The organism is Flavobacterium collinsii (assembly GCF_902804485.1).
GTDB lineage: Bacteria > Bacteroidota > Bacteroidia > Flavobacteriales > Flavobacteriaceae > Flavobacterium > Flavobacterium collinsii.
In genome coordinates, this window is sequence record NZ_CADCST010000102.1 from 95,137 (window position 1) to 115,700 (window position 20,564).

Consider the following 20,564-nt stretch of genomic DNA (forward strand, 5'->3'; position numbering starts at 1 on the left):
AAGTTGTGGGGTGATAAAATTGGCATTCTCTTTATTGTAAAGGATTTTAAGGGTGAAAGTGGTAGTCTTTTGCAATCTTTTAAAGTTTTACTTTTTTCTAAGATTTCTTAATTGCAAAAAATAATAATAATTTACAGCTTACTCCATAAGAAAGAAGTATTTGGAATCTGTTGCTCTGAAAGAGCCTTAGCAGTAACATGGTGCGAAGTGCCATGAATAATGGTGGGTATTTTTTTAAGCCCTGAAAGGGCGAAAGCATTGTTCAAAAAGCATATATCTTATTTTATGATATTTCCTAAAGTTGGCAATTTTTAATCAAGATTTTACGTTTTATTTCTAACTGCTTATACCTCTTCATGGTAATATGAATCATTATCTAAATTTATAGTGTGTTGCGCTATTTTTATGCTTTTGGGTCTTCAGTCCTTTTTTTAACATTTCAAATATTTATACCGATAGAGAATACTAATTATAGAATCTGCTGTAATAAAATGATTTCTTAAATGAAGAGCTGAAATCGTCGATAAAAGGAATAGTCTCTATCGACTCCATAGTATTTTGTATCGATCCGTTAATTGGTGTTTTTTAAATTGTAGGAAAAATTATATTTTTGTTTCCATCAACAGGATGCGGACCTTTGGTGTGGTATACCAGATCAAATAGTTTTTTACCTAATACTTATTATAAAACTTAATTATTATCTTTGAATTATGAGCACACTAACAAAACCAAATCACATAGGGCGTAAGATTAGCCGTATTCGTGAACTTCGTGATATGAAGCAGGAGGCGCTGGCAATGGCATTAGGTATGAGCCAGCAGAGCGTTTCTAATATAGAGAATAGTGAAATAATAGAAGAAGAGAAACTTGCAGAAATAGCAAAAGCTCTTGGGGTGACAGTAGAGGCAATTAAGAATTTTTCAGAAGAGAATATGATCAACTATTTTAATACGTTTAATGAGGTTGTTACTAATAATCAAGGGGTCATTAATGGTAGTATAGATGATTATAGTCATCAATGCACATTTAATCCGCTTGATAAAGTGGTTGAGTTGTACGAGCGCTTGGTTCAGGCGGAAAAAGATAAAAACGAATATTTGGAAAAATTGTTTAAGGAGAGATAATTTTTTTAAACGGTGTAATAATTTCAAAAGAGACTATTTCGAATTAACGAGATGGTCTCTTTTTTTTTGCTATAAATTTTCATAATAATATTATGTTTCAATAGTTGAATCCGTTGACTATTTTTTTTGCTGTTGTTTTTGAAGTCTTTGGTTAAGATGTGTTAAGGGATTTTGGGTGTTGCAAAATATAAAGATACGGAAATCGCTATTTTAATATTTTGTAACTTTTTGGTATTGATACCGTGATCGTGGAGATTGTGTAAAAAGAGGATTTTTAATTTTATCAGTAGGGAGTAGATTGTGAATAATGATGTGAAATTTGGTTGGGGTTAGACTAAAGAAGTGAAAAGATTTTGTGTCTTTGTTTCTTTGTGATTGTGGCTCGGTATATAGTTCTTTTGTCTTTGTAGTTTGAACTTCTCGGAAAAGTAATGTCTTTATTAAAATGTAAAAAAAAAGAAGAGGCCTGTCGTGTTGTTCTGCGACAAATAGTTTTTTTTGCCTAATACTTCGTATGAACTTAATTGTTGTCCATGAATTGGGGATAGGCTATCGGAACTAAATCATAAAGTATGAATAATTGATGGTGTTCTTTGGTCTCATGATATGTAGTAGAGGTATTGGTTTTTAATTTTAAGGATGAGTGAGTGGATTTTTTCAGGGTAAAAAAAAAATGAGATAATTGAAGAGGAAGAGTTGCTAGAGATTAGGGAAGCTCTTGGATGACGGCATGGGTTGTTGGGGCTTTTTCTGAAGAAAATAGGAATTAACTATTTTGATGTTTTTGTGGATAATAATTTTAGTCAGTTTGGTGTGTTTGGAGGTGGTGATGAGAATAATCAGAGTACATTCGATTTGCGAGATAAAATAGTTGAGTTTTATGAGGGTTTGGTTTGGGCTGAAAAAAAAGGTAAAAAGGAGTGTTTGAAAAAAAAAATAAAAGTGAGGAGATTTTTTTTGCAAGCTGTGTAATAATTTTAAAAGGGGTCATTTCGAATAGCGAATAGGTCTTTTTGTTTTTGTCTCATAGGGTATAGTTTGGGGTTTTAATGTTGGGGATGGGGTGTTGTAAAGTTTTTCACAGCTTGACGTATTGATTTATTGTGAAAGGTTTGACAGAGGTTTGGAGTTGTAGAAAGATGAAAATTTTTCTATTTTATAATGTTTCTAAATTAAAAAATAAAGCGAAAGATGTTTTCTTTTTTTTAGAGTGTTAAAATTCTTTTTTTGGATTTTATGCAGTTGCTTTGGTTTGATGTTCTACACTTTTATAGTGTTAAATTTTCTTTTATTTAGGTTGCTACCAATGATTTTAGATGATTGGATTAAGGAATTGTTAATAAAAAAGTTTTCAGGTATTAAATTGCCTGACTTGTGTTTTTTTAATTCACAAAATGATGTGGGCGGATGCTTTGGTGCTTGAATTTTGATAATGAGCGATTTAATTTTTATAACCGTTTGGTATATTCAATTTTAATGTCTACTTTTGCACTCCCTGTTTGGAAATTTCTGTTATTTTCAAATTGAAGGGAATTTTAGTAATTAATAATTAATATTTATGTCTGGGTTAATTGGTAAAAAAATCGGCATGACTAGTATTTTCGACGAAAACGGGAAAAACATTCCTTGTACAGTAATCGAGGCTGGGCCGTGTGTTGTTACCCAAGTCAGAACCAAAGGTGTTGACGGGTACGAAGCGTTGCAACTTGGTTTCGATGACAAAAACGAGAAACATTCCACTAAAGCGGCTTTAGGTCACTTTAAAAAAGCTGGAACTGTTGCTAAGAAAAAAGTCGTTGAATTTCAAGATTTTGCAACTGAACAAAAATTAGGAGATCTTATTGATGTTTCTATTTTTGCTGAAGGAGAATTTGTAGATGTACAAGGTGTATCTAAAGGTAAAGGTTTTCAAGGGGTTGTTAAACGTCACGGATTTGGTGGTGTTGGACAAGCAACTCACGGTCAACACAACCGTTTAAGAGCGCCAGGTTCTGTAGGAGCATCTTCTTATCCATCTAGAGTATTCAAAGGAATGCGTATGGCTGGAAGAATGGGAGGAGACAATGTAAAAGTTCAAAACCTTAGAGTTTTAAAAGTAGTAGCTGAAAAGAATCTACTTGTTATTAAAGGATGTGTTCCTGGACATAAAAACTCTTATGTAATCATTCAGAAGTAATGGAAGTAAAAGTATTAGATTTCAACGGAAAAGATACTGGAAGAAAAGTTCAACTTTCTGATTCAGTATTCGCAATTGAACCAAACAATCACGCTGTATACCTTGATGTTAAGCAATATCTTGCTAATCAAAGACAAGGAACTCACAAAGCTAAAGAAAGAGCTGAAGTGACTGGAAGTACACGTAAGATTAAAAAACAAAAAGGAACTGGTACGGCTCGTGCGGGAAGTATCAAAAATCCATTGTTTAAAGGTGGTGGAACAATTTTCGGACCAAGACCAAGAAGTTATTCATTTAAATTGAATAAAAGCTTGAAAAGATTGGCAAGAAAATCAGCTTTCTCAATCAAAGCAAAAGAGTCGAATATCATCGTTCTTGAAGACTTTAATTTTGAAGCACCAAACACTAAAAATTTCATTAACGTTTTGAAAGCTTTAGGGTTAGAGAATAAAAAATCTTTATTTGTGTTGGGAGAGTCGAATAAAAATGTATATTTGTCGTCACGCAATTTAAAGGCTTCTAATGTCGTAACTAGCTCAGAATTAAGCACTTACGCTATTTTAAACACTAACAATTTAGTGCTTTTAGAAGGTTCTTTGGAGTTAATTGAAGAAAATTTAAGTAAATAATAGGAATATGAGTATCATAATTAGACCTATAGTAACGGAAAAAGTAACCAAAGAAAGTGAAGTTTTAAACCGCTTCGGATTCGTTGTTGACAAAAAAGCAAACAAAGTTCAAATTAAGAAAGCTGTTGAAGCTGCTTATGGAGTAACTATCGTTTCAGTTAATACGATGAACGTAAGACCGGATAGAACTACAAAATACACTAAAAGTGGTTTAATCAGTGGAAAGACAAATGCAATTAAAAAAGCAATTGTACAAGTACAAGAAGGAGAAACAATTGATTTTTACAACAATATCTAAGATAGAAAAATGTCAGTAAGAAAATTAAAACCTATTACCCCAGGTCAGCGATTTAGAGTTGTGAATGGTTATGACGCCATTACAACTGATAAGCCGGAACGCTCTTTGATAGCACCGATAAAAAACTCTGGAGGTAGAAATAGTCAAGGAAAGATGACCATGCGTTATACGGGTGGTGGTCACAAGCAGAGATATCGTATTATTGATTTCAAAAGAACTAAAGACGGAATTCCGGCTACAGTGAAATCAATCGAATACGATCCAAATCGTACTGCATTTATCGCTTTATTAGCTTATGCTGATGGTGAGAAAACTTATATTATTGCTCAAAACGGATTGAAAGTTGGTCAGAAATTAGTTTCTGGTCCAGAATCTCAACCTGAAATTGGTAATACATTGCCTTTAAGCAGAATTCCTTTGGGAACTGTAATCTCTTGTATTGAGTTACGTCCAGGTCAAGGTGCGGTAATCGCTCGTTCAGCTGGAACATTTGCTCAATTAATGGCAAGAGATGGAAAATATGCTACAATTAAAATGCCATCTGGTGAAACAAGATTGATCTTGTTAACTTGTTCGGCTACAATTGGAGCTGTTTCTAATTCAGACCACCAATTAGTTGTATCAGGAAAAGCTGGTAGAACAAGATGGTTAGGAAGAAGACCTAGAACAAGACCTGTTGCAATGAACCCTGTTGATCACCCAATGGGTGGTGGAGAAGGACGTTCTTCTGGTGGACATCCACGTTCAAGAAATGGAATACCAGCAAAAGGTTATAGAACTCGTTCTAAGAAAAACCCGAGTAACAAGTATATCGTAGAACGTAGAAAGAAATAATAAGATATGGCACGTTCATTAAAAAAAGGACCTTTCGTTCATTATAAGTTAGACAAGAAAGTTCAGGAAAACGTAGAAAGTGGTAAAAATAGTGTAGTGAAGACTTGGTCTAGAGCTTCTATGATTACTCCAGATTTCGTTGGACAAACTATCGCAGTTCATAACGGTCGTCAATTTGTACCAGTTTACGTAACAGAAAACATGGTAGGTCACAAATTAGGAGAGTTTTCACCAACTAGATCTTTTAGAGGTCATGCTGGAGCAAAAAATAAAGGTAAAAAATAAGAAGCAATGGGAGTTCGTAAAAGAGAAACAGCAGATGCGAGAAAAGAGGCTAATAAGTCTATTGCTTTCGCAAAATTGAATAACTGCCCTACTTCACCTAGAAAAATGCGCTTAGTAGCGGACTTGGTAAGAGGTCAGAAGGTAGAAAGAGCACTTAACATCTTAAGATTCAGTTCTAAAGAAGCTTCAAGAAAACTAGAAAAACTATTATTATCTGCAATCAACAACTGGGAGCAAAAAAATAGTGAAGGTAATTTAGAAGAGGCTGGATTATTTGTTAAAGAGATCAGAGTAGATGGTGGAATGATGTTGAAAAGACTTCGTCCAGCTCCACAAGGTCGTGCACACAGAATAAGAAAACGTTCTAATCACGTAACAATCGTGCTTGGAGCTATCAATAACACACAAAGCAATTCTTAAGCAGCATGGGACAAAAGACAAATCCAATTGGAAATAGACTTGGTATCATCAGAGGGTGGGACTCAAACTGGTATGGTGGAAATGATTACGGCGATAAACTTGCCGAAGATCACAAAATCAGAAAGTACATCCACGCTCGTTTATCAAAAGCTAGTGTATCTAAAGTAATCATTGAGAGAACTTTGAAACTTGTAACCGTTACTATCACTACTGCTAGACCTGGTATCATTATCGGAAAAGGTGGACAAGAGGTAGACAAGTTGAAAGAAGAACTTAAGAAAGTTACTGACAAAGAGGTTCAAATTAACATCTTTGAAATTAAAAGACCTGAGTTAGATGCTTATCTTGTGGCGACAAGCATCGCTCGTCAAATCGAAAGCCGTATTTCTTACAGACGTGCAATCAAAATGGCTATTGCTGCTTCTATGCGTATGAACGCTGAGGGTATCAAAGTTTTGATTTCTGGTCGTTTGAATGGAGCTGAGATGGCGCGTTCAGAAGGTTTCAAAGAAGGTAGAATTCCTCTATCAACTTTCAGAGCTGATATTGACTATGCTTTGGCTGAAGCTCACACTACTTACGGTAGAATGGGGATCAAAGTATGGATCATGAAAGGTGAGGTTTATGGAAAGAGAGATCTTTCCCCACTTGCAGGAATGGATAAAAAACAATCTGGAACTGGTGGTGGTAAAGGTGGAGATTCTCCAAGAGGAGACAGAAAGCCTTTTAATAAAGGTGGTAAACCAGACGCTCGTAAAAGAAAGTAAATTTTTAAACTAAAGAAAAATGTTACAGCCTAAAAGAACAAAATACCGTAAGGTACAGAAAGGTAAAATGAAAGGTAACTCTCAAAGAGGGCATGAACTTTCTAATGGAATGTTTGGTATTAAATCTGTACATGAAGATGGAATGTTCTTAACGTCTCGTCAAATCGAAGCTGCACGTATTGCTGCAACTCGTTTCATGAAGAGAGAAGGACAATTATGGATCAAAATATTTCCAGACAAACCAATTACTAAGAAGCCTCTTGAGGTACGTATGGGTAAAGGTAAAGGTGCCGTTGAATATTGGGCTGCCGTTGTTAAACCCGGAAGAATTATGTTTGAAGTTGGAGGAGTTCCTTTATCAGTTGCAAAAGAGGCTTTACGTCTTGCAGCTCAAAAGCTTCCAGTAAAAACTAAATTCGTCGTTGCTAGAGATTTCGAAGCATAATTAAATTTATATTATGAAACAATCAGAAATAAAAGATCTTTCTGCAGCGGAGTTGCAAGAAAAACTTAGTCAAACTAAGAAAATATATGCTGACCTAAAAATGGCTCACGCTATTTCTCCAATTGAGAACCCGCTTCAAATTAGAAGTGTAAGAAGAACAGTTGCAAGATTGGCTACAGAGTTAACTAAAAGAGAGTTACAATAATTGTATTCTGCTGAAAGATGGAAGAAAAAAGAAATTTAAGAAAAGAAAGAATAGGTGTTGTTACTTCAAATAAAATGGATAAGTCTATTGTTATTGCTGAAGTAAGAAAAGTAAAACACCCATTATACGGTAAGTTCGTGTTGAAAACAAAGAAATACGTTGCACACGACGAAACAAACGACTGTAACATTGGAGATACTGTAAGAATTAGCGAAACGCGTCCTTTAAGTAAAACAAAATGTTGGAGATTAGTTGAAATCTTAGAAAGAGCTAAATAATTATGGTACAACAGGAATCAAGACTAAAAGTAGCAGATAACACGGGAGCAAAAGAAGTTTTAACTATCCGTGTTTTAGGAGGTACCAAAAGAAGGTATGCCTCTGTTGGTGACAAGATTGTAGTATCTATTAAAGATGCAACTCCTAACGGTAACGTTAAAAAAGGAGCTGTTTCAACTGCAGTTGTTGTACGTACCAAAAAAGAAGTGAGAAGAGCTGATGGTTCTTATATCCGTTTCGATGATAATGCATGTGTTCTTTTGAACGCTGCAGGGGAAATGAGAGGGACACGTGTTTTTGGTCCGGTAGCAAGAGAACTTCGTGAAAAACAATTCATGAAAATTGTATCATTAGCACCAGAAGTGCTTTAATTCGTTTTAAGATGATAAAGCTAAAAATAAAATCAGGAGATATCGTAAGAGTTATTGCTGGAGACCATAAAGGTGCTGAAGGTAAAGTTTTACGTGTTTACCGTGAGAAAAATAAAGCGATAGTTGAAGGTGTAAACATGGTTTCGAAACATACAAAACCAAGTGCTAAAAACCCTCAAGGTGGTATCGTTAAGAAAGAAGCTTCTATACAAATATCTAACATTTCACTAATTGATCCTAAAACTAAGGAAACAACTAGAGTTGGTATTAGAGTAGAAGGAGATAAGAAAGTAAGATTTTCAAAAAAATCTAATCAAGTACTATAGTAATGGCATATACACCTAGACTAAAAGAAGAATATAAGAGTAGAGTAATCTCTGCTCTTAAAGAAGAATTCGGATATACAAACGTAATGCAAGTTCCTAAACTTGAAAAAATCGTTTTGAGCCGTGGAGTTGGTGCAGCTGTATCTGATAAAAAACTTATTGACTATGCAGTTGATGAGTTAACAAAGATCACTGGACAAAAAGCAGTATCTACAATTTCAAAGAAAGACGTTGCGTCTTTCAAATTGAGAAAAGGGATGCCTATTGGAGCAAAAGTTACTTTACGTGGAGAGAGAATGTATGAGTTTTTAGATAGACTTATTACTTCTGCTTTACCACGCGTTAGAGATTTTAGTGGTATCAAAGCTACTGGTTTCGACGGAAGAGGTAACTACAATCTTGGAGTTTTAGAGCAAATCATTTTCCCGGAAATTGATATTGACAAAGTAAACAAAATTTCAGGAATGGATATTACATTTGTTACTACTGCAAAAACAGACAAGGAAGCAAAGTCATTATTGGCTGAATTAGGATTACCTTTTAAAAAGAATTAAGACATGGCTAAAGAATCAATGAAAGCCCGTGAGGTGAAAAGAGAGAAAACGGTAGCTAAGTACGCTGAAAAAAGAAAAGCTTTATTAGAAGCTGGAGATTATGAAGGCCTACAAAAATTACCTAAAAATGCTTCACCAGTTCGTTTACACAATCGTTGTAAATTAACAGGTAGACCAAGAGGTTATATCCGTCAATTTGGTATTTCACGTGTAACTTTCCGTGAGATGGCTAATAATGGGTTAATTCCTGGAGTTAAAAAGGCATCTTGGTAATCTCGCAAAAAGTTATTACTTTTGCAAACCAAAAAATAATTTTAATTGATTAAAGGTTCGGGAGACGAGTGTCTCCCGAAAACCGTAATCGCAATCAAATACATATGTATACAGATCCTATTGCAGATTATTTGACTAGAGTTCGTAACGCTGTGGCTGCAAACCACAAAGTTGTTGAAATTCCAGCTTCTAATCTAAAAAAAGAAATAACTAAGATCTTATTTGATCAAGGTTATATCTTAAGTTACAAATTTGAAGACAACTCTGTTCAGGGTTCAATCAAAATTGCTTTGAAGTATGATAAAGATACTAAAGAGCCTGTAATTAAAGATATCCAAAGAATTAGTAAACCTGGTTTACGTAAATACGCAGGTGCTGCCAAATTACCAAGAATCCTTAACGGATTAGGAATTGCAATTGTTTCAACTTCAAAAGGTCTTATGACTGGAAAACAAGCGAAACAATTAAATGTAGGTGGTGAAGTAATTTGTTACGTATACTAATTTTAAAGACTAAATAAGATGTCAAGAATAGGTAAAAGCCCAATTGTAGTCCCTGCTGACGTAACTGTAGAAGTTAAAGACGGTATTATTACAGTAAAAGGAAAAAAAGGTCAACTAACTCAGGAGTTTTCGGACGTAACTGTAACAGTTGAAGGCGATCAAGTACAAGTTGAAAGATCGTCTGATCATAAAGACCAAAGAGCAAAACACGGATTGTACAGATCATTAATCAATAACATGATTATTGGTGTATCTGAAGGTTTTACAAAAGAACTTGAATTAGTTGGAGTTGGTTATAGAGCTTCAAACCAAGGTCAAAAGTTAGATTTAGCTCTTGGATATTCTCACAATATTGTTTTAGAAATTGCTCCAGAAGTAGCTTTAGAAACAATATCTGAAAAAGGAAAGAACCCTATCGTAAAATTAACATCGTTTGATAAACAACTTTTAGGTCAGGTAGCTGCGAAAATCAGAGGTTTCCGTAAGCCTGAGCCATACAAAGGAAAAGGTGTTAAATTTGTGGGTGAAGTATTAAGAAGAAAAGCAGGTAAATCAGCTTAAAAAATAAGATTATGTCATTAACAAAATCTGATAGAAGACAGAGAATTAGATTCAGAATTAGAAAATCGATTAGTGGTACTGCTACTAACCCAAGACTATCTGTATTTAGAAGCAACAAAGAAATTTACGCTCAACTTATTGATGACGTAAACGGAGTTACTTTATTAGCTGCATCTTCAAGAGAAAAAGAAATAGGAAAAGGTACTAACGTTGAAGTAGCTGCTGCTGTTGGAAAACTAGTTGCAGAGAAAGCGTTAAAAGCCGGGATTGATACCATCACTTTTGATAGAGGTGGATATTTATACCACGGTCGTATTAAATCATTAGCAGAAGGCGCAAGAGCGGCTGGACTTAAATTCTAATATATTATGTCTAAATACAAAAATGTAGAATTGGTAAAACCAAGTGGTCTTGAACTTAAAGATCGTCTGGTAAGTGTTAATCGTGTTACTAAGGTTACAAAAGGTGGTAGAGCTTTCGGTTTTTCTGCTATTGTAGTTGTAGGTGATGAAAACGGAGTAGTTGGTCATGGATTAGGAAAATCTAAAGACGTTTCTGAAGCAATTGCGAAAGCAGTAGAAGATGCTAAGAAAAATTTAGTAAAAATTCCTTTGAACGGACAATCTGTTCCTCACGAACAAAAAGGTAAATTTGGTGGTGCACGTGTATTCTTAATTCCTGCTTCTCATGGTACAGGAGTTATTGCTGGTGGAGCTGTTCGTTCAGTTCTTGAATCAGTAGGTATTCACGATGTATTATCTAAATCTCAAGGATCATCAAATCCTCATAACGTGGTAAAAGCAACTTTTGATGCTTTATTACAAATGAGAAGCGCTCATACTGTTGCAAAACAAAGAGGTGTTTCTTTAGAAAAAGTTTTTAAAGGTTAATTCAAGGAAATTATGGCTAAATTATTAGTAAAACAAGTAAGAAGCAAAATCAACTGCCCTCTTTCTCAAAAAAGAGGTTTGGAAGCTTTAGGTCTACGTAAAATGGGACAAGTTGTAGAGCATGATTCAAATCCTGCAATCCTTGGGATGATAAACAAAGTTAAACACTTAGTTTCTGTAGAAGAAGCTAAATAACAAATACTGTTATGAATTTAAGTAACTTACAACCAGCTGAAGGGTCAACACACAATCAAAATAAAAGATTAGGTAGAGGAGAAGGTTCTGGAAAAGGTGGTACTTCTGCAAGAGGTCACAAAGGAGCAAAATCTCGTTCTGGTTATTCTAAAAAGATTGGTTTTGAAGGAGGGCAAATGCCACTTCAAAGACGTGTACCTAAGTTTGGTTTCACAAACATCAATCGTAAAGAATACGAAGGTGTTAATTTAGATACGCTTCAATTATTAGTAGACAATGGTGTGATTACTGATTCTGTTTCTATGACAGATTTCGTAGCAAATCGTCTAGCTACCAAAAATGAAATCGTTAAGATTTTAGGTAGAGGAGAATTGAAAGCAAAATTAAAAGTAACTGCCCACAAATTTACCGCTACTGCAAAAGCTGCTATCGAAGCTGCTGGTGGAGAAGCTGTAATTATATAACTTATCTATTAAGATGAAGAAATTTATTGAATCAATAAGTAATGTTTGGAAAATCGAAGAACTGAAAAATAGAATCTTAATTACTTTAGGATTGCTTTTAGTATATCGTTTTGGTGCACATGTTACGCTTCCTGGAATTGACGCAACTCAGTTAACAGGTTTAGCGGGGCAAACTAAAAATGGTTTAGGATCTATCCTGGACATGTTTACGGGAGGTGCTTTCTCTAAAGCTTCAGTTTTTGCTTTAGGTATTATGCCTTATATTTCTGCATCTATTGTTGTTCAGTTGATGGGAATTGCGATTCCTTATCTGCAAAAACTTCAGAACGATGGAGAGAGTGGTAGAAAAAAGATTAATCAAATCACTCGTTGGTTGACTATAGCTATTACACTGGTTCAAGGTCCAACTTATATCTATAATTTGTATAGAACATTGCCTGGTAGTGCATTCTTACTGGGCTTTAATTCAGCTGAATTTTTGTTCTCATCAGTTATTATCTTAGTTACAGGTACAATTTTTGCTATGTGGCTTGGAGAAAAAATTACAGATAAAGGTATTGGAAATGGAATTTCATTATTGATTATGGTTGGTATCTTAGCGCGCTTACCGCAAGCTTTTATACAAGAATTTACAACCAGAGTTACCAATAACAATGGAGGTCCAATGTTGTTAGTTATTGAGATTATTGTGTGGTTATTAGTAATCATTTCTTGTGTATTGCTTACAATGGCAGTACGCAGAATTCCGGTTCAGTACGCTCGTCGTACAACAACTGGTGATTACGAGCAGGATTTAGCTGGTGGTAATAGACAATGGATTCCTCTTAAGCTTAATGCTTCTGGAGTTATGCCAATCATCTTTGCTCAGGCAATTATGTTTATTCCTGCAGCTGTAGCTGGATTGTCTAAATCAGACACATCACAATCTATTGTTGGTGCGTTTAGTAATATGTTCGGATTTTGGTACAACTTTGTATTTGCAACTTTAATTATTGTATTTACATTCTTTTATACTGCAATCACTGTTCCTACTAACAAAATGGCCGATGATTTAAAAAGAAGTGGTGGTTTTATTCCTGGAGTTCGTCCAGGAGCTGAAACTTCAGACTTCCTTGATAAAGTGATGTCTTTAATAACTTTCCCAGGATCTTTATTCCTTGCTTTGATTGCTGTGTTCCCAGCTATTGTTGTAAGTATTATGGATGTACAACAATCTTGGGCAATGTTTTTTGGAGGTACCTCATTAATAATTATGGTTGGAGTTGCAATAGATACTATTCAACAAATCAATTCATACTTGTTAAACAAGCATTATGATGGTTTAATGAAGACTGGTAAAAATAGAAAAGCGGTAGCTTAATATATTTATGGCAAAACAATCAGCAATAGAACAAGACGGATCAATCATCGAAGCATTATCAAATGCGATGTTCCGTGTAGAGTTAGAAAATGGACATATCGTAATTGCTCATATTTCTGGTAAAATGCGTATGCATTACATCAAGTTATTACCTGGTGATAAAGTGAAACTGGAAATGAGTCCTTATGATTTGTCAAAAGCAAGAATTACTTATCGATATTAAAGGATATTCACTATGAAAGTTAGAGCATCAGTAAAAAAGAGAAGTGCCGAGTGCATTATCGTGCGTAGAAAAGGGAGATTGTACGTAATAAACAAAAAGAATCCTAGATTTAAACAAAGACAAGGATAATTATGGCAAGAATAGCAGGGGTAGATATCCCAAAAAATAAAAGAGGTGTTATAGCACTAACCTATATCTTTGGATTAGGGAGAAGTAGAGCTATTGAGATTTTAGAAAAAGCTCAAGTTAGCCAAGACAAAAAAGTTCAAGATTGGAATGATGACGAGATCGGAGCAATTCGTGATGCAGTTGGATTTTACAAAATTGAAGGAGAATTACGTTCTGAAGTTTCTTTGAACATCAAACGTTTAATGGATATTGGTTGTTACAGAGGTATCCGTCATAGATCTGGTCTTCCGTTAAGAGGACAAAGAACTAAAAACAACTCTAGAACAAGAAAAGGTAAAAGAAAAACTGTTGCTAACAAGAAAAAAGCAACTAAATAATAAGTAATATGGCTAAAGCAACTGCAAAAAAACGTAAAGTTATCGTTGAATCAACGGGTGAAGCTCATATTTCTGCCACTTTCAACAACATTATCATTTCTTTGACTAACAAGAAAGGTGAAGTTATTTCTTGGTCTTCAGCTGGTAAAATGGGTTTCAGAGGTTCTAAAAAGAACACTCCGTATGCAGCTCAAATGGCAGCAGAAGATTGTAGTAAAGTAGCTCTTGAGGCAGGACTTAAAAAAGTAAAAGTTTATGTAAAAGGACCAGGAAACGGACGTGAGTCTGCTATTCGTTCTATTCATAACGGTGGAATTGAAGTTACAGAGATTATCGATGTTACTCCAATGCCTCACAACGGATGTCGTCCTCCAAAAAGACGTAGAGTTTAATTTTATTTATTCATAGTATAAACAAGGTAGAGCATAGATTATCGAAGGATTTGACCTGAATTCATAATCTCTACCTTAAATTAATTTTTTAGAAATGGCAAGATATACTGGTCCTAAAACTAGAATTGCTCGTAAATTTGGCGAGGCAATCTTCGGAGATGATAAATCTTTCGAAAAAAGAAATTACCCACCTGGACAACACGGGATGGCTAAAAAAAGAGGTAAAAAATCTGAATATGCTGTTCAGTTAATGGAAAAGCAAAAAGCTAAATATTCTTACGGAATTTTAGAAAAACAATTCAGAAATTTATTCAAAAAAGCATCAGCTACTAAAGGTGTTACTGGTGAAGTTCTTTTACAATTATGTGAAGCAAGATTAGATAACGTTGTTTTTAGAATGGGTATTGCTCCTTCTAGAAGAGGTGCTAGACAATTAGTTTCTCACAGACACGTTACTGTGAATGGTGAAGTTGTAAATATCGCTTCTTACCACCTTAAACCTGGTGATAAAGTTGCAGTTCGTGAAAAATCTAAATCTTTAGAAGCTATCGAACGTTCTTTATCAAATTCAAGTCATGTTTATGAATGGATTACTTGGAACAATGATCTTAAAGAAGGAACTTTCGTTTCTGTACCTGCGAGACTTCAAATTCCAGAAAACATTAAAGAACAATTAATCGTAGAGTTGTACAACAAATAATAATTGACTTAGTCGAAATTTATGGCAATATTTAATTTTCAAAAGCCCGATAAAGTTATCATGATCGATTCAACCGATTTTGAAGGTAAATTCGAATTTAGACCTTTAGAACCTGGTTATGGATTGACAGTTGGTAATGCACTTAGAAGAGTTTTGCTTTCAGCATTAGAAGGTTATGCAATTACATCTGTTCGTATCGAAGGTGTAGATCATGAGTTTTCTACTATTTCAGGTGTTGTTGAAGATGTTACCGAAATTATCCTTAATCTAAAACAAGTACGTTTCAAACGTCAAATCGAAGATATCGATAATGAAGCAGTTACAATTTCTGTTTCTGGTAAAGATCAATTAACAGCAGGTGATTTTCAAAAATTTATTTCAGGTTTTCAAGTTCTGAACCCAGACCTTGTTATCTGTAACTTAGATTCTAAAATCAAATTGAACTTCGATTTAACAATCGAAAAAGGTAGAGGATATGTTCCTGCTGAGGAGAACAAAAAACAGAACGCTGCAATTGGTACCATTTTTACAGACTCTATTTTTACTCCGGTAAAAAATGTAAAATATGCAATTGAAAACTTCCGTGTAGAGCAAAAAACAGATTACGAAAAATTAGTTTTTGAAATTAAAACTGATGGATCTATTAATCCAAAAGATGCCCTTACTGAAGCTGCTAAAGTTTTAATTCACCACTTCATGTTATTTTCTGACGAAAGAATTACACTCGAGGCTGACGAAATTGCACAAACAGAATCGTATGATGAAGAGTCATTGCATATGAGACAATTGCTTAAAACTAAGCTTGTTGATATGGATTTATCTGTGAGAGCATTAAATTGCTTGAAAGCGGCTGAAGTTGATACACTTGGTGATTTAGTATCGTTCAATAAAAATGATCTAATGAAATTCCGTAATTTTGGTAAAAAATCTTTAACTGAACTTGATGAACTTGTTGCGGTTAAGAATTTAACTTTCGGAATGGATTTAGCTAAATACAAATTAGATAAAGAATAATTCAATCCGCCGCGGCGGATTAAATTTAAAATAGCAATGAGACACGGAAAAAAATTCAATCACTTAAGCAGACAGACTGGACATAGAAAAGCTATGTTAGCTAATATGGCTTGTTCTCTTATTGAGCACAAACGTATTAACACTACTGTTGCTAAAGCTAAAGCGCTTAAACAATTTGTTGAGCCTTTAATCACAAAATCAAAAGAAGATACGACTCACAACCGTCGTATTGTTTTTGCTTACTTACGTAGTAAATATGCGGTAACTGACTTGTTCAGAGACGTAGCTGCTAAAGTTGGAGACCGTCCAGGTGGATACACTCGTATCATTAAAGTTGGAAATCGTTTGGGAGATAATGCTGATATGGCAATGATCGAACTTGTAGATTTCAATGAACTTTACAATGGTGGTAAAAAAGAAGTTAAAAAAGCAAAAAGCCGTCGTGGTGGTAAAGCTAAAAAAGCTGAAGGTACTCCTGAAGCTCCTGCTGCTGAATCAGAAACGACTACTGAAGCTTCTGAATAATTATGAAAGTAATGATTCTATAGAAATCAAGGATAAACTAATTTTTAGTTTATCCTTTTTTTTTGATTTTTTTTCAGTGAAACCAAAATTTAACTTATTTCAGTATATGGGTTTTATTTTTAGAGATGAAATTTTTAAAAAATTTTGGAAGCACTCTTTTAAAGAAGTAAATTTGCAAAATATCTAATTACAAATGAAAATCCTAAAAGGAATTTCATGAAACAATTAAAAAAACAATACAAATTAAAGAATGAAATACACGACACGACAAAGCGCCATTTTATTACTAAGTGATGGGACTATTTTTCACGGAAAATCTATCGGAATTAGCGGTAAGACTTTTGGTGAAGTTTGTTTTAATACAGGAATGACTGGATATCAAGAGATTTTTACAGATCCTTCTTATTTTGGCCAGATAATGGTTGCTACTAATACTCATATTGGAAATTATGGTGTTAATGATTCTGAAGTTGAATCTGAGAGCATCAAAATAGCCGGTTTGGTTTGTAAAAATTTTAGCTTTAATTATTCCAGAGAAGATGCCTTAGGTAGCTTGGAAGATTATTTTATAAAGCAAAACTTAATTTGTATTTCTGACGTTGATACAAGGGCTCTTGTAAGTTATATTCGTGACAACGGGGCAATGAATGCCGTTATTTGTACAGATGGTACTTCGATTGAAGAATTAAAAAAGGAGTTGGCTAATGTGCCGAATATGGAAGGTTTAGAGTTGGCATCAAAAGTTTCAACTACTGAACCTTATTTTTTTGGAGATGAAAATGCTACTTATAAGATATCTGCCTTAGATCTGGGAATTAAGAAAAATATCCTGAGAAATCTGGCGAAGAGGGATTGTTACATTAAGGTGTTTCCATACAACTCAACTTATAAAGATTTAGCTGAGTTTAATCCGGATGGCTACTTTTTATCAAACGGACCTGGAGATCCGGATCCGCTTTTTGGAGCTATTGAAGTGGCAAAAGAAATTTTAGCTAATGATAAGCCTTTGTTTGGAATTTGCTTAGGACATCAAGTAATTGCTTTGGCAAATGGAGTTCAGACGTATAAGATGTTTAACGGTCATCGTGGAATTAATCACCCAGTGAAAAATTTGATTACGGGTAAAGGTGAGATAACTTCACAAAATCATGGTTTTGCTGTAAATAAAGAGCAGTTGGACAATCACCCGGAGTTGGAAATTACCCATTTACATTTAAATGATCAAACAGTTGCGGGTATGCGCATGAAGAGTAAGAATTGTTTTTCAGTACAATACCATCCGGAAGCTAGTCCGGGACCTCACGATTCGTCGTATTTGTTTGATCAGTTTGTCGAGAATATAAAAGAAGTTACTGCTAAAACGATGTAGTTAATAAATAAAGATGTTTATTAGCTAGAATACGTTTTTACTATTAAATATTTTTATAATTTCGAAAAAAAAATATAATTTATTAATAAAAAAATAAAAATAATGAGTATTATAATTAAAGTTCACGCAAGACAAATTCTTGATTCCAGAGGTAATCCTACTATTGAAGTTGATGTTGTAACTGAAAATGGCGTTTTAGGTAGAGCTGCAGTTCCATCTGGGGCATCAACTGGAGAGCATGAAGCTGTTGAATTACGTGACGGAGGTAAAGCTTATCTTGGAAAAGGAGTTTTGAATGCAGTGAACAATGTAAATACTGTTATTGCTGAAGAGTTAGTGGGTACTTCTGTTTTCGAACAAAACACGATCGACCAGTTAATGATTGATCTAGATGGTACTCCTAACAAATCTAAATTAGGAGCTAACGCTATTTTAGGAGTTTCTTTGGCCGCTGCCAAAGCTGCTGCTAATGAATTAGGATTGCCATTATACAGATATGTAGGTGGAGTTTCTGCTAATACGTTACCTGTGCCAATGATGAATATCATCAATGGAGGTTCTCACTCTGATGCGCCTATCGCATTTCAGGAATTCATGATTTTCCCTGTGAAAGCAACTTCTTTTACACATGCTATGCAAATGGGAACTGAAATATTCCATAGCTTGAAAAAAGTATTACACGATAGAGGTTTAAGTACGGCTGTAGGTGACGAAGGTGGTTTTGCACCAAATTTAGCCGGTGGTACTGAAGATGCTTTAGATACGATTAAGTTGGCAGTTGAAAAAGCTGGATATTCTTTCGGTGATGAAATTATGATTGCTCTTGACTGTGCTGCTTCTGAGTTTTACGTAAACGGAAAATACGATTACACTAAATTTGAAGGTGAGACTGGAAAAATCAGAACTTCTGAAGAGCAGGCTGATTACTTAGCTGAATTGGCTGCTAAATATCCAATTATTTCTATAGAAGATGGTATGTATGAAGATGACTGGGATGGATGGAAATATCTAACAGATAAAATTGGGGATAAAGTGCAATTGGTAGGTGACGATTTGTTTGTAACTAATGTTGCTCGTTTATCTACAGGAATTGAAAAAGGTATCGCAAATTCAATTTTAGTAAAAGTAAACCAAATAGGTACTTTAACGGAAACGATTGCAGCTGTAAATATGGCTAAAAATGCTGGATATACTTCAGTAATGTCGCACCGTTCAGGAGAAACAGAAGATAATACAATTGCTGATCTAGCGGTTGCTTTAAACTGCGGACAAATTAAAACAGGTTCTGCTTCCCGTTCTGATCGTATGGCCAAATACAATCAATTATTAAGAATCGAAGAGGAGTTAGGAAGTACAGCTTATTTTCCTGGTCTAAATGCTTTTAAGATTAAATAATTGTAAGAGTTATATATTAAATTTAAACCATCCGCCGCCGCGGATGGTTTTTTTTTGGAGTTTTAACAAATTCATAGCAGGATTCTTTTTTTAATTAGTCTTAAATTCCTTAGATTTGATAAATTATTATTTTAAAGATTTATTTCCGATATATTATGTCAAAAATAGCTACATTAGAAGTAGATGGTCAAAAAATTGAACTTCCGGTAATCACGGGGAGTGAAAATGAATCAGCTATCGATATTAACAAATTACGTGATTTAACAGGTATTATTACCTTAGACCCTGGGTATAAAAATTCGGGTTCTTGTAAGAGTGAAATCACTTTCTTAGACGGAGAATTAGGTATTTTGCGTTACAGAGGATATTCAATTGAAGATGTTGCTGAAAAAGCAAGCTTCTTAGAAGTGTCTTATCTTTTAATTTTTGGAGAATTGCCAACAGCTAAGGAATTAGAGCAATTTGAAAATGGTATCAAAAAACATACTTTGGTAAACGAAGAAATGAAAAATATCATTGATGGTTTTCCAAAAACAGCCCACCCAATGGGAGTTTTATCTGCTTTGACTAGTGCTTTAACAGCATTTAATCCAAAAGCGGTAAATGTTGAAAACGAGAAAGAAATGTACGAAGCCATTTGTAAAACAATGGGTAAGTTTCTTGTAATCGCAACATGGACGTATAGAAAGACTATGGGGTATCCGTTGAATTATTATGATAATACAACTGGTTACGTTGAAAATTTCATGCAATTAATGTTTAAATTGCCTACAGGGCCTTACTCTGCTAGTCCTATCGTAATTGATGCATTAGATAAATTGTTTATTCTTCATGCAGATCACGAACAAAATTGTTCTACGTCTACAGTAAGAATGGTAGGTTCATCTCACGCTGGTTTATTTGCTTCTATTTCTGCAGGAGTTTCTGCGCTTTGGGGGCCTCTACACGGAGGTGCAAATCAGGCAGTACTTGAAATGTTGGAAGAAATCAACAAAGATGGTGGAGATACTGAAAAATTCTTAGCAAAAGCAAAAGATAAAAACGATCCTTTCCGTTTAATGGGATTTGGTCATAGAGTTTACAAAAGCTTCGATCCGAGAGCAAAAATCATCAAAAAAGCAGCTAAAGAAGTAATGGATACTTTAGGTGTTGAAGATCCGATTTTGGAGATTGCTAAAAAATTAGAAGCAGCAGCTCTTGAAGACGAGTACTTCAAATCAAGAAATTTATATCCAAATGTTGACTTCTATTCTGGAATTATCTACAGAGCATTAGGGATCCCAACAGATATGTTTACTGTAATGTTTGCTATCGGAAGATTACCAGGCTGGATCGCGCAATGGAAAGAAATGCGTGAGAACAAGGAGCCAATTGGCCGACCAAGACAAATTTACACTGGACACCCGTTGAGAGAGTTTAAGTCAAACAAATAAAAAAAATTAAAGCTTCACTTAACTGTGAAGCTTTTTTTATCTTTGCTCA

Annotated in this window: 33 protein-coding genes; all 33 read left to right on the forward strand. The window is 34.6% G+C overall.

All coding sequences use genetic code 11. From position 1 onward, the window contains the following. Positions 1–710 precede the first annotated feature (710 nt). The 33 genes from FLA105534_RS16605 (at position 711) to FLA105534_RS16765 (ending at position 20,515) form a co-directional block, all read left to right on the forward strand. Entirely contained in the window at positions 711–1,124 is a 414-nt protein-coding gene (locus FLA105534_RS16605) for a helix-turn-helix domain-containing protein (protein ID WP_173967236.1), read from the forward strand. 786 nt (positions 1,125–1,910) lie between these two features. Continuing rightward, positions 1,911–2,096 carry a hypothetical protein gene (locus FLA105534_RS16610; protein ID WP_173967237.1) on the forward strand — a complete coding sequence of 62 codons (186 nt, stop codon included), beginning with the start codon at positions 1,911–1,913 and terminating at the stop codon, positions 2,094–2,096. Positions 2,097–2,682: 586 nt separating this feature from the next. Then, positions 2,683–3,300 (forward strand): 50S ribosomal protein L3, encoded by a 618-nt coding sequence (gene rplC / locus FLA105534_RS16615; protein WP_007803612.1) that lies wholly within the window; start codon positions 2,683–2,685, stop codon positions 3,298–3,300. After that, on the forward strand, positions 3,300–3,929 hold the full coding sequence (gene rplD / locus FLA105534_RS16620) for a 50S ribosomal protein L4 (RefSeq protein ID WP_065450855.1): 630 nt from the start codon (positions 3,300–3,302) through the stop codon (positions 3,927–3,929). Before rplC ends, rplD begins: the two co-directional genes overlap by 1 nt. Positions 3,930–3,936: 7 nt before the next feature. Beyond that, positions 3,937–4,227, forward strand: a complete 291-nt coding sequence (gene rplW, locus FLA105534_RS16625; RefSeq protein WP_017495018.1) for a 50S ribosomal protein L23 — start codon at positions 3,937–3,939, stop codon at positions 4,225–4,227. A 9-nt stretch (positions 4,228–4,236) separates the two neighbouring features. Then, on the forward strand, positions 4,237–5,061 hold the full coding sequence (rplB, locus tag FLA105534_RS16630) for a 50S ribosomal protein L2 (RefSeq protein WP_173967238.1): 825 nt from the start codon (positions 4,237–4,239) through the stop codon (positions 5,059–5,061). A gap of 6 nt (positions 5,062–5,067) precedes the next feature. Further along, positions 5,068–5,346, forward strand: coding sequence for a 30S ribosomal protein S19 (gene rpsS, locus FLA105534_RS16635; RefSeq protein WP_012022488.1), 279 nt, complete (start codon positions 5,068–5,070; stop codon positions 5,344–5,346). A gap of 6 nt (positions 5,347–5,352) precedes the next feature. Continuing rightward, on the forward strand, positions 5,353–5,766 hold the full coding sequence (gene rplV, locus FLA105534_RS16640) for a 50S ribosomal protein L22 (RefSeq protein ID WP_007803631.1): 414 nt from the start codon (positions 5,353–5,355) through the stop codon (positions 5,764–5,766). A 5-nt stretch (positions 5,767–5,771) separates the two neighbouring features. Beyond that, entirely contained in the window at positions 5,772–6,533 is a 762-nt protein-coding gene (gene rpsC / locus FLA105534_RS16645; RefSeq protein ID WP_007803635.1) for a 30S ribosomal protein S3, read from the forward strand. A 19-nt stretch (positions 6,534–6,552) separates the two neighbouring features. After that, entirely contained in the window at positions 6,553–6,978 is a 426-nt protein-coding gene (rplP, locus tag FLA105534_RS16650) for a 50S ribosomal protein L16 (protein WP_007803637.1), read from the forward strand. A gap of 13 nt (positions 6,979–6,991) precedes the next feature. Beyond that, positions 6,992–7,183, forward strand: a complete 192-nt coding sequence (gene rpmC / locus FLA105534_RS16655) for a 50S ribosomal protein L29 (RefSeq protein ID WP_007803639.1) — start codon at positions 6,992–6,994, stop codon at positions 7,181–7,183. 17 nt (positions 7,184–7,200) lie between these two features. Further along, a complete protein-coding gene (gene rpsQ / locus FLA105534_RS16660) occupies positions 7,201–7,461 on the forward strand; it encodes a 30S ribosomal protein S17 (protein ID WP_007803646.1) in 261 nt (86 codons plus the stop codon). A 2-nt stretch (positions 7,462–7,463) separates the two neighbouring features. Next, positions 7,464–7,832 carry a 50S ribosomal protein L14 gene (rplN, locus tag FLA105534_RS16665; RefSeq protein WP_007803649.1) on the forward strand — a complete coding sequence of 123 codons (369 nt, stop codon included), beginning with the start codon at positions 7,464–7,466 and terminating at the stop codon, positions 7,830–7,832. Between the two features lie 11 nt (positions 7,833–7,843). Next, positions 7,844–8,158 (forward strand): 50S ribosomal protein L24, encoded by a 315-nt coding sequence (rplX, locus tag FLA105534_RS16670; RefSeq protein ID WP_007803650.1) that lies wholly within the window; start codon positions 7,844–7,846, stop codon positions 8,156–8,158. A gap of 2 nt (positions 8,159–8,160) precedes the next feature. Beyond that, the gene (rplE, locus tag FLA105534_RS16675; RefSeq protein WP_017495015.1) at positions 8,161–8,712 is read left to right on the forward strand and encodes a 50S ribosomal protein L5; all 552 of its coding nucleotides are present in this window, start codon (positions 8,161–8,163) and stop codon (positions 8,710–8,712) included. Between the two features lie 3 nt (positions 8,713–8,715). Then, the gene (rpsN, locus tag FLA105534_RS16680) at positions 8,716–8,985 is read left to right on the forward strand and encodes a 30S ribosomal protein S14 (protein WP_031456037.1); all 270 of its coding nucleotides are present in this window, start codon (positions 8,716–8,718) and stop codon (positions 8,983–8,985) included. A gap of 104 nt (positions 8,986–9,089) precedes the next feature. After that, positions 9,090–9,488 carry a 30S ribosomal protein S8 gene (gene rpsH / locus FLA105534_RS16685; RefSeq protein WP_017495014.1) on the forward strand — a complete coding sequence of 133 codons (399 nt, stop codon included), beginning with the start codon at positions 9,090–9,092 and terminating at the stop codon, positions 9,486–9,488. An 18-nt stretch (positions 9,489–9,506) separates the two neighbouring features. Beyond that, the gene (gene rplF, locus FLA105534_RS16690; protein WP_173967239.1) at positions 9,507–10,049 is read left to right on the forward strand and encodes a 50S ribosomal protein L6; all 543 of its coding nucleotides are present in this window, start codon (positions 9,507–9,509) and stop codon (positions 10,047–10,049) included. Positions 10,050–10,060: 11 nt separating this feature from the next. Further along, positions 10,061–10,411 carry a 50S ribosomal protein L18 gene (gene rplR, locus FLA105534_RS16695; RefSeq protein ID WP_072960630.1) on the forward strand — a complete coding sequence of 117 codons (351 nt, stop codon included), beginning with the start codon at positions 10,061–10,063 and terminating at the stop codon, positions 10,409–10,411. Positions 10,412–10,414: 3 nt separating this feature from the next. Continuing rightward, positions 10,415–10,939, forward strand: coding sequence for a 30S ribosomal protein S5 (gene rpsE / locus FLA105534_RS16700; RefSeq protein WP_085950926.1), 525 nt, complete (start codon positions 10,415–10,417; stop codon positions 10,937–10,939). A gap of 12 nt (positions 10,940–10,951) precedes the next feature. Then, entirely contained in the window at positions 10,952–11,134 is a 183-nt protein-coding gene (gene rpmD, locus FLA105534_RS16705) for a 50S ribosomal protein L30 (RefSeq protein WP_017495010.1), read from the forward strand. 11 nt (positions 11,135–11,145) lie between these two features. Next, a complete protein-coding gene (gene rplO, locus FLA105534_RS16710) occupies positions 11,146–11,598 on the forward strand; it encodes a 50S ribosomal protein L15 (RefSeq protein WP_173967240.1) in 453 nt (150 codons plus the stop codon). A 13-nt stretch (positions 11,599–11,611) separates the two neighbouring features. Then, entirely contained in the window at positions 11,612–12,958 is a 1,347-nt protein-coding gene (gene secY / locus FLA105534_RS16715; RefSeq protein WP_173967241.1) for a preprotein translocase subunit SecY, read from the forward strand. Between the two features lie 7 nt (positions 12,959–12,965). Then, the gene (gene infA / locus FLA105534_RS16720; protein ID WP_007136545.1) at positions 12,966–13,181 is read left to right on the forward strand and encodes a translation initiation factor IF-1; all 216 of its coding nucleotides are present in this window, start codon (positions 12,966–12,968) and stop codon (positions 13,179–13,181) included. 12 nt (positions 13,182–13,193) lie between these two features. Next, positions 13,194–13,310, forward strand: a complete 117-nt coding sequence (gene ykgO / locus FLA105534_RS16725) for a type B 50S ribosomal protein L36 (RefSeq protein ID WP_002987490.1) — start codon at positions 13,194–13,196, stop codon at positions 13,308–13,310. A gap of 2 nt (positions 13,311–13,312) precedes the next feature. After that, positions 13,313–13,687, forward strand: coding sequence for a 30S ribosomal protein S13 (rpsM, locus tag FLA105534_RS16730; protein ID WP_031456033.1), 375 nt, complete (start codon positions 13,313–13,315; stop codon positions 13,685–13,687). 8 nt (positions 13,688–13,695) lie between these two features. Further along, entirely contained in the window at positions 13,696–14,079 is a 384-nt protein-coding gene (gene rpsK / locus FLA105534_RS16735) for a 30S ribosomal protein S11 (RefSeq protein WP_007803677.1), read from the forward strand. 94 nt (positions 14,080–14,173) lie between these two features. Continuing rightward, a complete protein-coding gene (rpsD, locus tag FLA105534_RS16740) occupies positions 14,174–14,779 on the forward strand; it encodes a 30S ribosomal protein S4 (protein ID WP_026982953.1) in 606 nt (201 codons plus the stop codon). 21 nt (positions 14,780–14,800) lie between these two features. Next, positions 14,801–15,793: a DNA-directed RNA polymerase subunit alpha gene (locus FLA105534_RS16745; RefSeq protein WP_026109818.1), complete on the forward strand. Its 993-nt coding sequence runs from the start codon at positions 14,801–14,803 to the stop codon at positions 15,791–15,793. 36 nt (positions 15,794–15,829) lie between these two features. Next, positions 15,830–16,318, forward strand: coding sequence for a 50S ribosomal protein L17 (gene rplQ / locus FLA105534_RS16750; protein ID WP_017495007.1), 489 nt, complete (start codon positions 15,830–15,832; stop codon positions 16,316–16,318). A 250-nt stretch (positions 16,319–16,568) separates the two neighbouring features. Then, entirely contained in the window at positions 16,569–17,687 is a 1,119-nt protein-coding gene (gene carA, locus FLA105534_RS16755) for a glutamine-hydrolyzing carbamoyl-phosphate synthase small subunit (RefSeq protein ID WP_173967242.1), read from the forward strand. 102 nt (positions 17,688–17,789) lie between these two features. Further along, on the forward strand, positions 17,790–19,082 hold the full coding sequence (gene eno / locus FLA105534_RS16760) for a phosphopyruvate hydratase (RefSeq protein ID WP_173967243.1): 1,293 nt from the start codon (positions 17,790–17,792) through the stop codon (positions 19,080–19,082). 155 nt (positions 19,083–19,237) lie between these two features. Next, complete coding sequence (locus FLA105534_RS16765; protein ID WP_173967244.1) at positions 19,238–20,515, forward strand: citrate synthase; 1,278 nt, start codon at positions 19,238–19,240, stop codon at positions 20,513–20,515. Positions 20,516–20,564 lie beyond the last annotated feature (49 nt).

What these genes read in the sequence shown, in the direction of transcription:
- rplE (WP_017495015.1), top strand. Translation starts at nt 8,161, where the DNA reads ATGGCATATACACCTAGACTAAAAGAAGAATATAAGAGTAGAGTAATC.
- rpsK (WP_007803677.1), top strand. Translation starts at nt 13,696, where the DNA reads ATGGCTAAAGCAACTGCAAAAAAACGTAAAGTTATCGTTGAATCAACG.
- rpsD (WP_026982953.1), top strand. Translation starts at nt 14,174, where the DNA reads ATGGCAAGATATACTGGTCCTAAAACTAGAATTGCTCGTAAATTTGGC.
- rpsC (WP_007803635.1), top strand. Translation starts at nt 5,772, where the DNA reads ATGGGACAAAAGACAAATCCAATTGGAAATAGACTTGGTATCATCAGA.
- rpsN (WP_031456037.1), top strand. Translation starts at nt 8,716, where the DNA reads ATGGCTAAAGAATCAATGAAAGCCCGTGAGGTGAAAAGAGAGAAAACG.
- rplW (WP_017495018.1), top strand. Translation starts at nt 3,937, where the DNA reads ATGAGTATCATAATTAGACCTATAGTAACGGAAAAAGTAACCAAAGAA.
- FLA105534_RS16605 (WP_173967236.1), top strand. Translation starts at nt 711, where the DNA reads ATGAGCACACTAACAAAACCAAATCACATAGGGCGTAAGATTAGCCGT.
- FLA105534_RS16745 (WP_026109818.1), top strand. Translation starts at nt 14,801, where the DNA reads ATGGCAATATTTAATTTTCAAAAGCCCGATAAAGTTATCATGATCGAT.
- FLA105534_RS16765 (WP_173967244.1), top strand. Translation starts at nt 19,238, where the DNA reads ATGTCAAAAATAGCTACATTAGAAGTAGATGGTCAAAAAATTGAACTT.
- secY (WP_173967241.1), top strand. Translation starts at nt 11,612, where the DNA reads ATGAAGAAATTTATTGAATCAATAAGTAATGTTTGGAAAATCGAAGAA.
- ykgO (WP_002987490.1), top strand. Translation starts at nt 13,194, where the DNA reads ATGAAAGTTAGAGCATCAGTAAAAAAGAGAAGTGCCGAGTGCATTATC.
- eno (WP_173967243.1), top strand. Translation starts at nt 17,790, where the DNA reads ATGAGTATTATAATTAAAGTTCACGCAAGACAAATTCTTGATTCCAGA.
- rpmD (WP_017495010.1), top strand. Translation starts at nt 10,952, where the DNA reads ATGGCTAAATTATTAGTAAAACAAGTAAGAAGCAAAATCAACTGCCCT.
- rplX (WP_007803650.1), top strand. Translation starts at nt 7,844, where the DNA reads ATGATAAAGCTAAAAATAAAATCAGGAGATATCGTAAGAGTTATTGCT.
- rplC (WP_007803612.1), top strand. Translation starts at nt 2,683, where the DNA reads ATGTCTGGGTTAATTGGTAAAAAAATCGGCATGACTAGTATTTTCGAC.
- rplN (WP_007803649.1), top strand. Translation starts at nt 7,464, where the DNA reads ATGGTACAACAGGAATCAAGACTAAAAGTAGCAGATAACACGGGAGCA.
- rplB (WP_173967238.1), top strand. Translation starts at nt 4,237, where the DNA reads ATGTCAGTAAGAAAATTAAAACCTATTACCCCAGGTCAGCGATTTAGA.
- rplD (WP_065450855.1), top strand. Translation starts at nt 3,300, where the DNA reads ATGGAAGTAAAAGTATTAGATTTCAACGGAAAAGATACTGGAAGAAAA.
- rpsQ (WP_007803646.1), top strand. Translation starts at nt 7,201, where the DNA reads ATGGAAGAAAAAAGAAATTTAAGAAAAGAAAGAATAGGTGTTGTTACT.
- rplR (WP_072960630.1), top strand. Translation starts at nt 10,061, where the DNA reads ATGTCATTAACAAAATCTGATAGAAGACAGAGAATTAGATTCAGAATT.
- rpsH (WP_017495014.1), top strand. Translation starts at nt 9,090, where the DNA reads ATGTATACAGATCCTATTGCAGATTATTTGACTAGAGTTCGTAACGCT.
- carA (WP_173967242.1), top strand. Translation starts at nt 16,569, where the DNA reads ATGAAATACACGACACGACAAAGCGCCATTTTATTACTAAGTGATGGG.
- rplO (WP_173967240.1), top strand. Translation starts at nt 11,146, where the DNA reads ATGAATTTAAGTAACTTACAACCAGCTGAAGGGTCAACACACAATCAA.
- infA (WP_007136545.1), top strand. Translation starts at nt 12,966, where the DNA reads ATGGCAAAACAATCAGCAATAGAACAAGACGGATCAATCATCGAAGCA.
- rplQ (WP_017495007.1), top strand. Translation starts at nt 15,830, where the DNA reads ATGAGACACGGAAAAAAATTCAATCACTTAAGCAGACAGACTGGACAT.
- rplF (WP_173967239.1), top strand. Translation starts at nt 9,507, where the DNA reads ATGTCAAGAATAGGTAAAAGCCCAATTGTAGTCCCTGCTGACGTAACT.
- rpmC (WP_007803639.1), top strand. Translation starts at nt 6,992, where the DNA reads ATGAAACAATCAGAAATAAAAGATCTTTCTGCAGCGGAGTTGCAAGAA.
- rpsS (WP_012022488.1), top strand. Translation starts at nt 5,068, where the DNA reads ATGGCACGTTCATTAAAAAAAGGACCTTTCGTTCATTATAAGTTAGAC.
- rplP (WP_007803637.1), top strand. Translation starts at nt 6,553, where the DNA reads ATGTTACAGCCTAAAAGAACAAAATACCGTAAGGTACAGAAAGGTAAA.
- rplV (WP_007803631.1), top strand. Translation starts at nt 5,353, where the DNA reads ATGGGAGTTCGTAAAAGAGAAACAGCAGATGCGAGAAAAGAGGCTAAT.
- rpsM (WP_031456033.1), top strand. Translation starts at nt 13,313, where the DNA reads ATGGCAAGAATAGCAGGGGTAGATATCCCAAAAAATAAAAGAGGTGTT.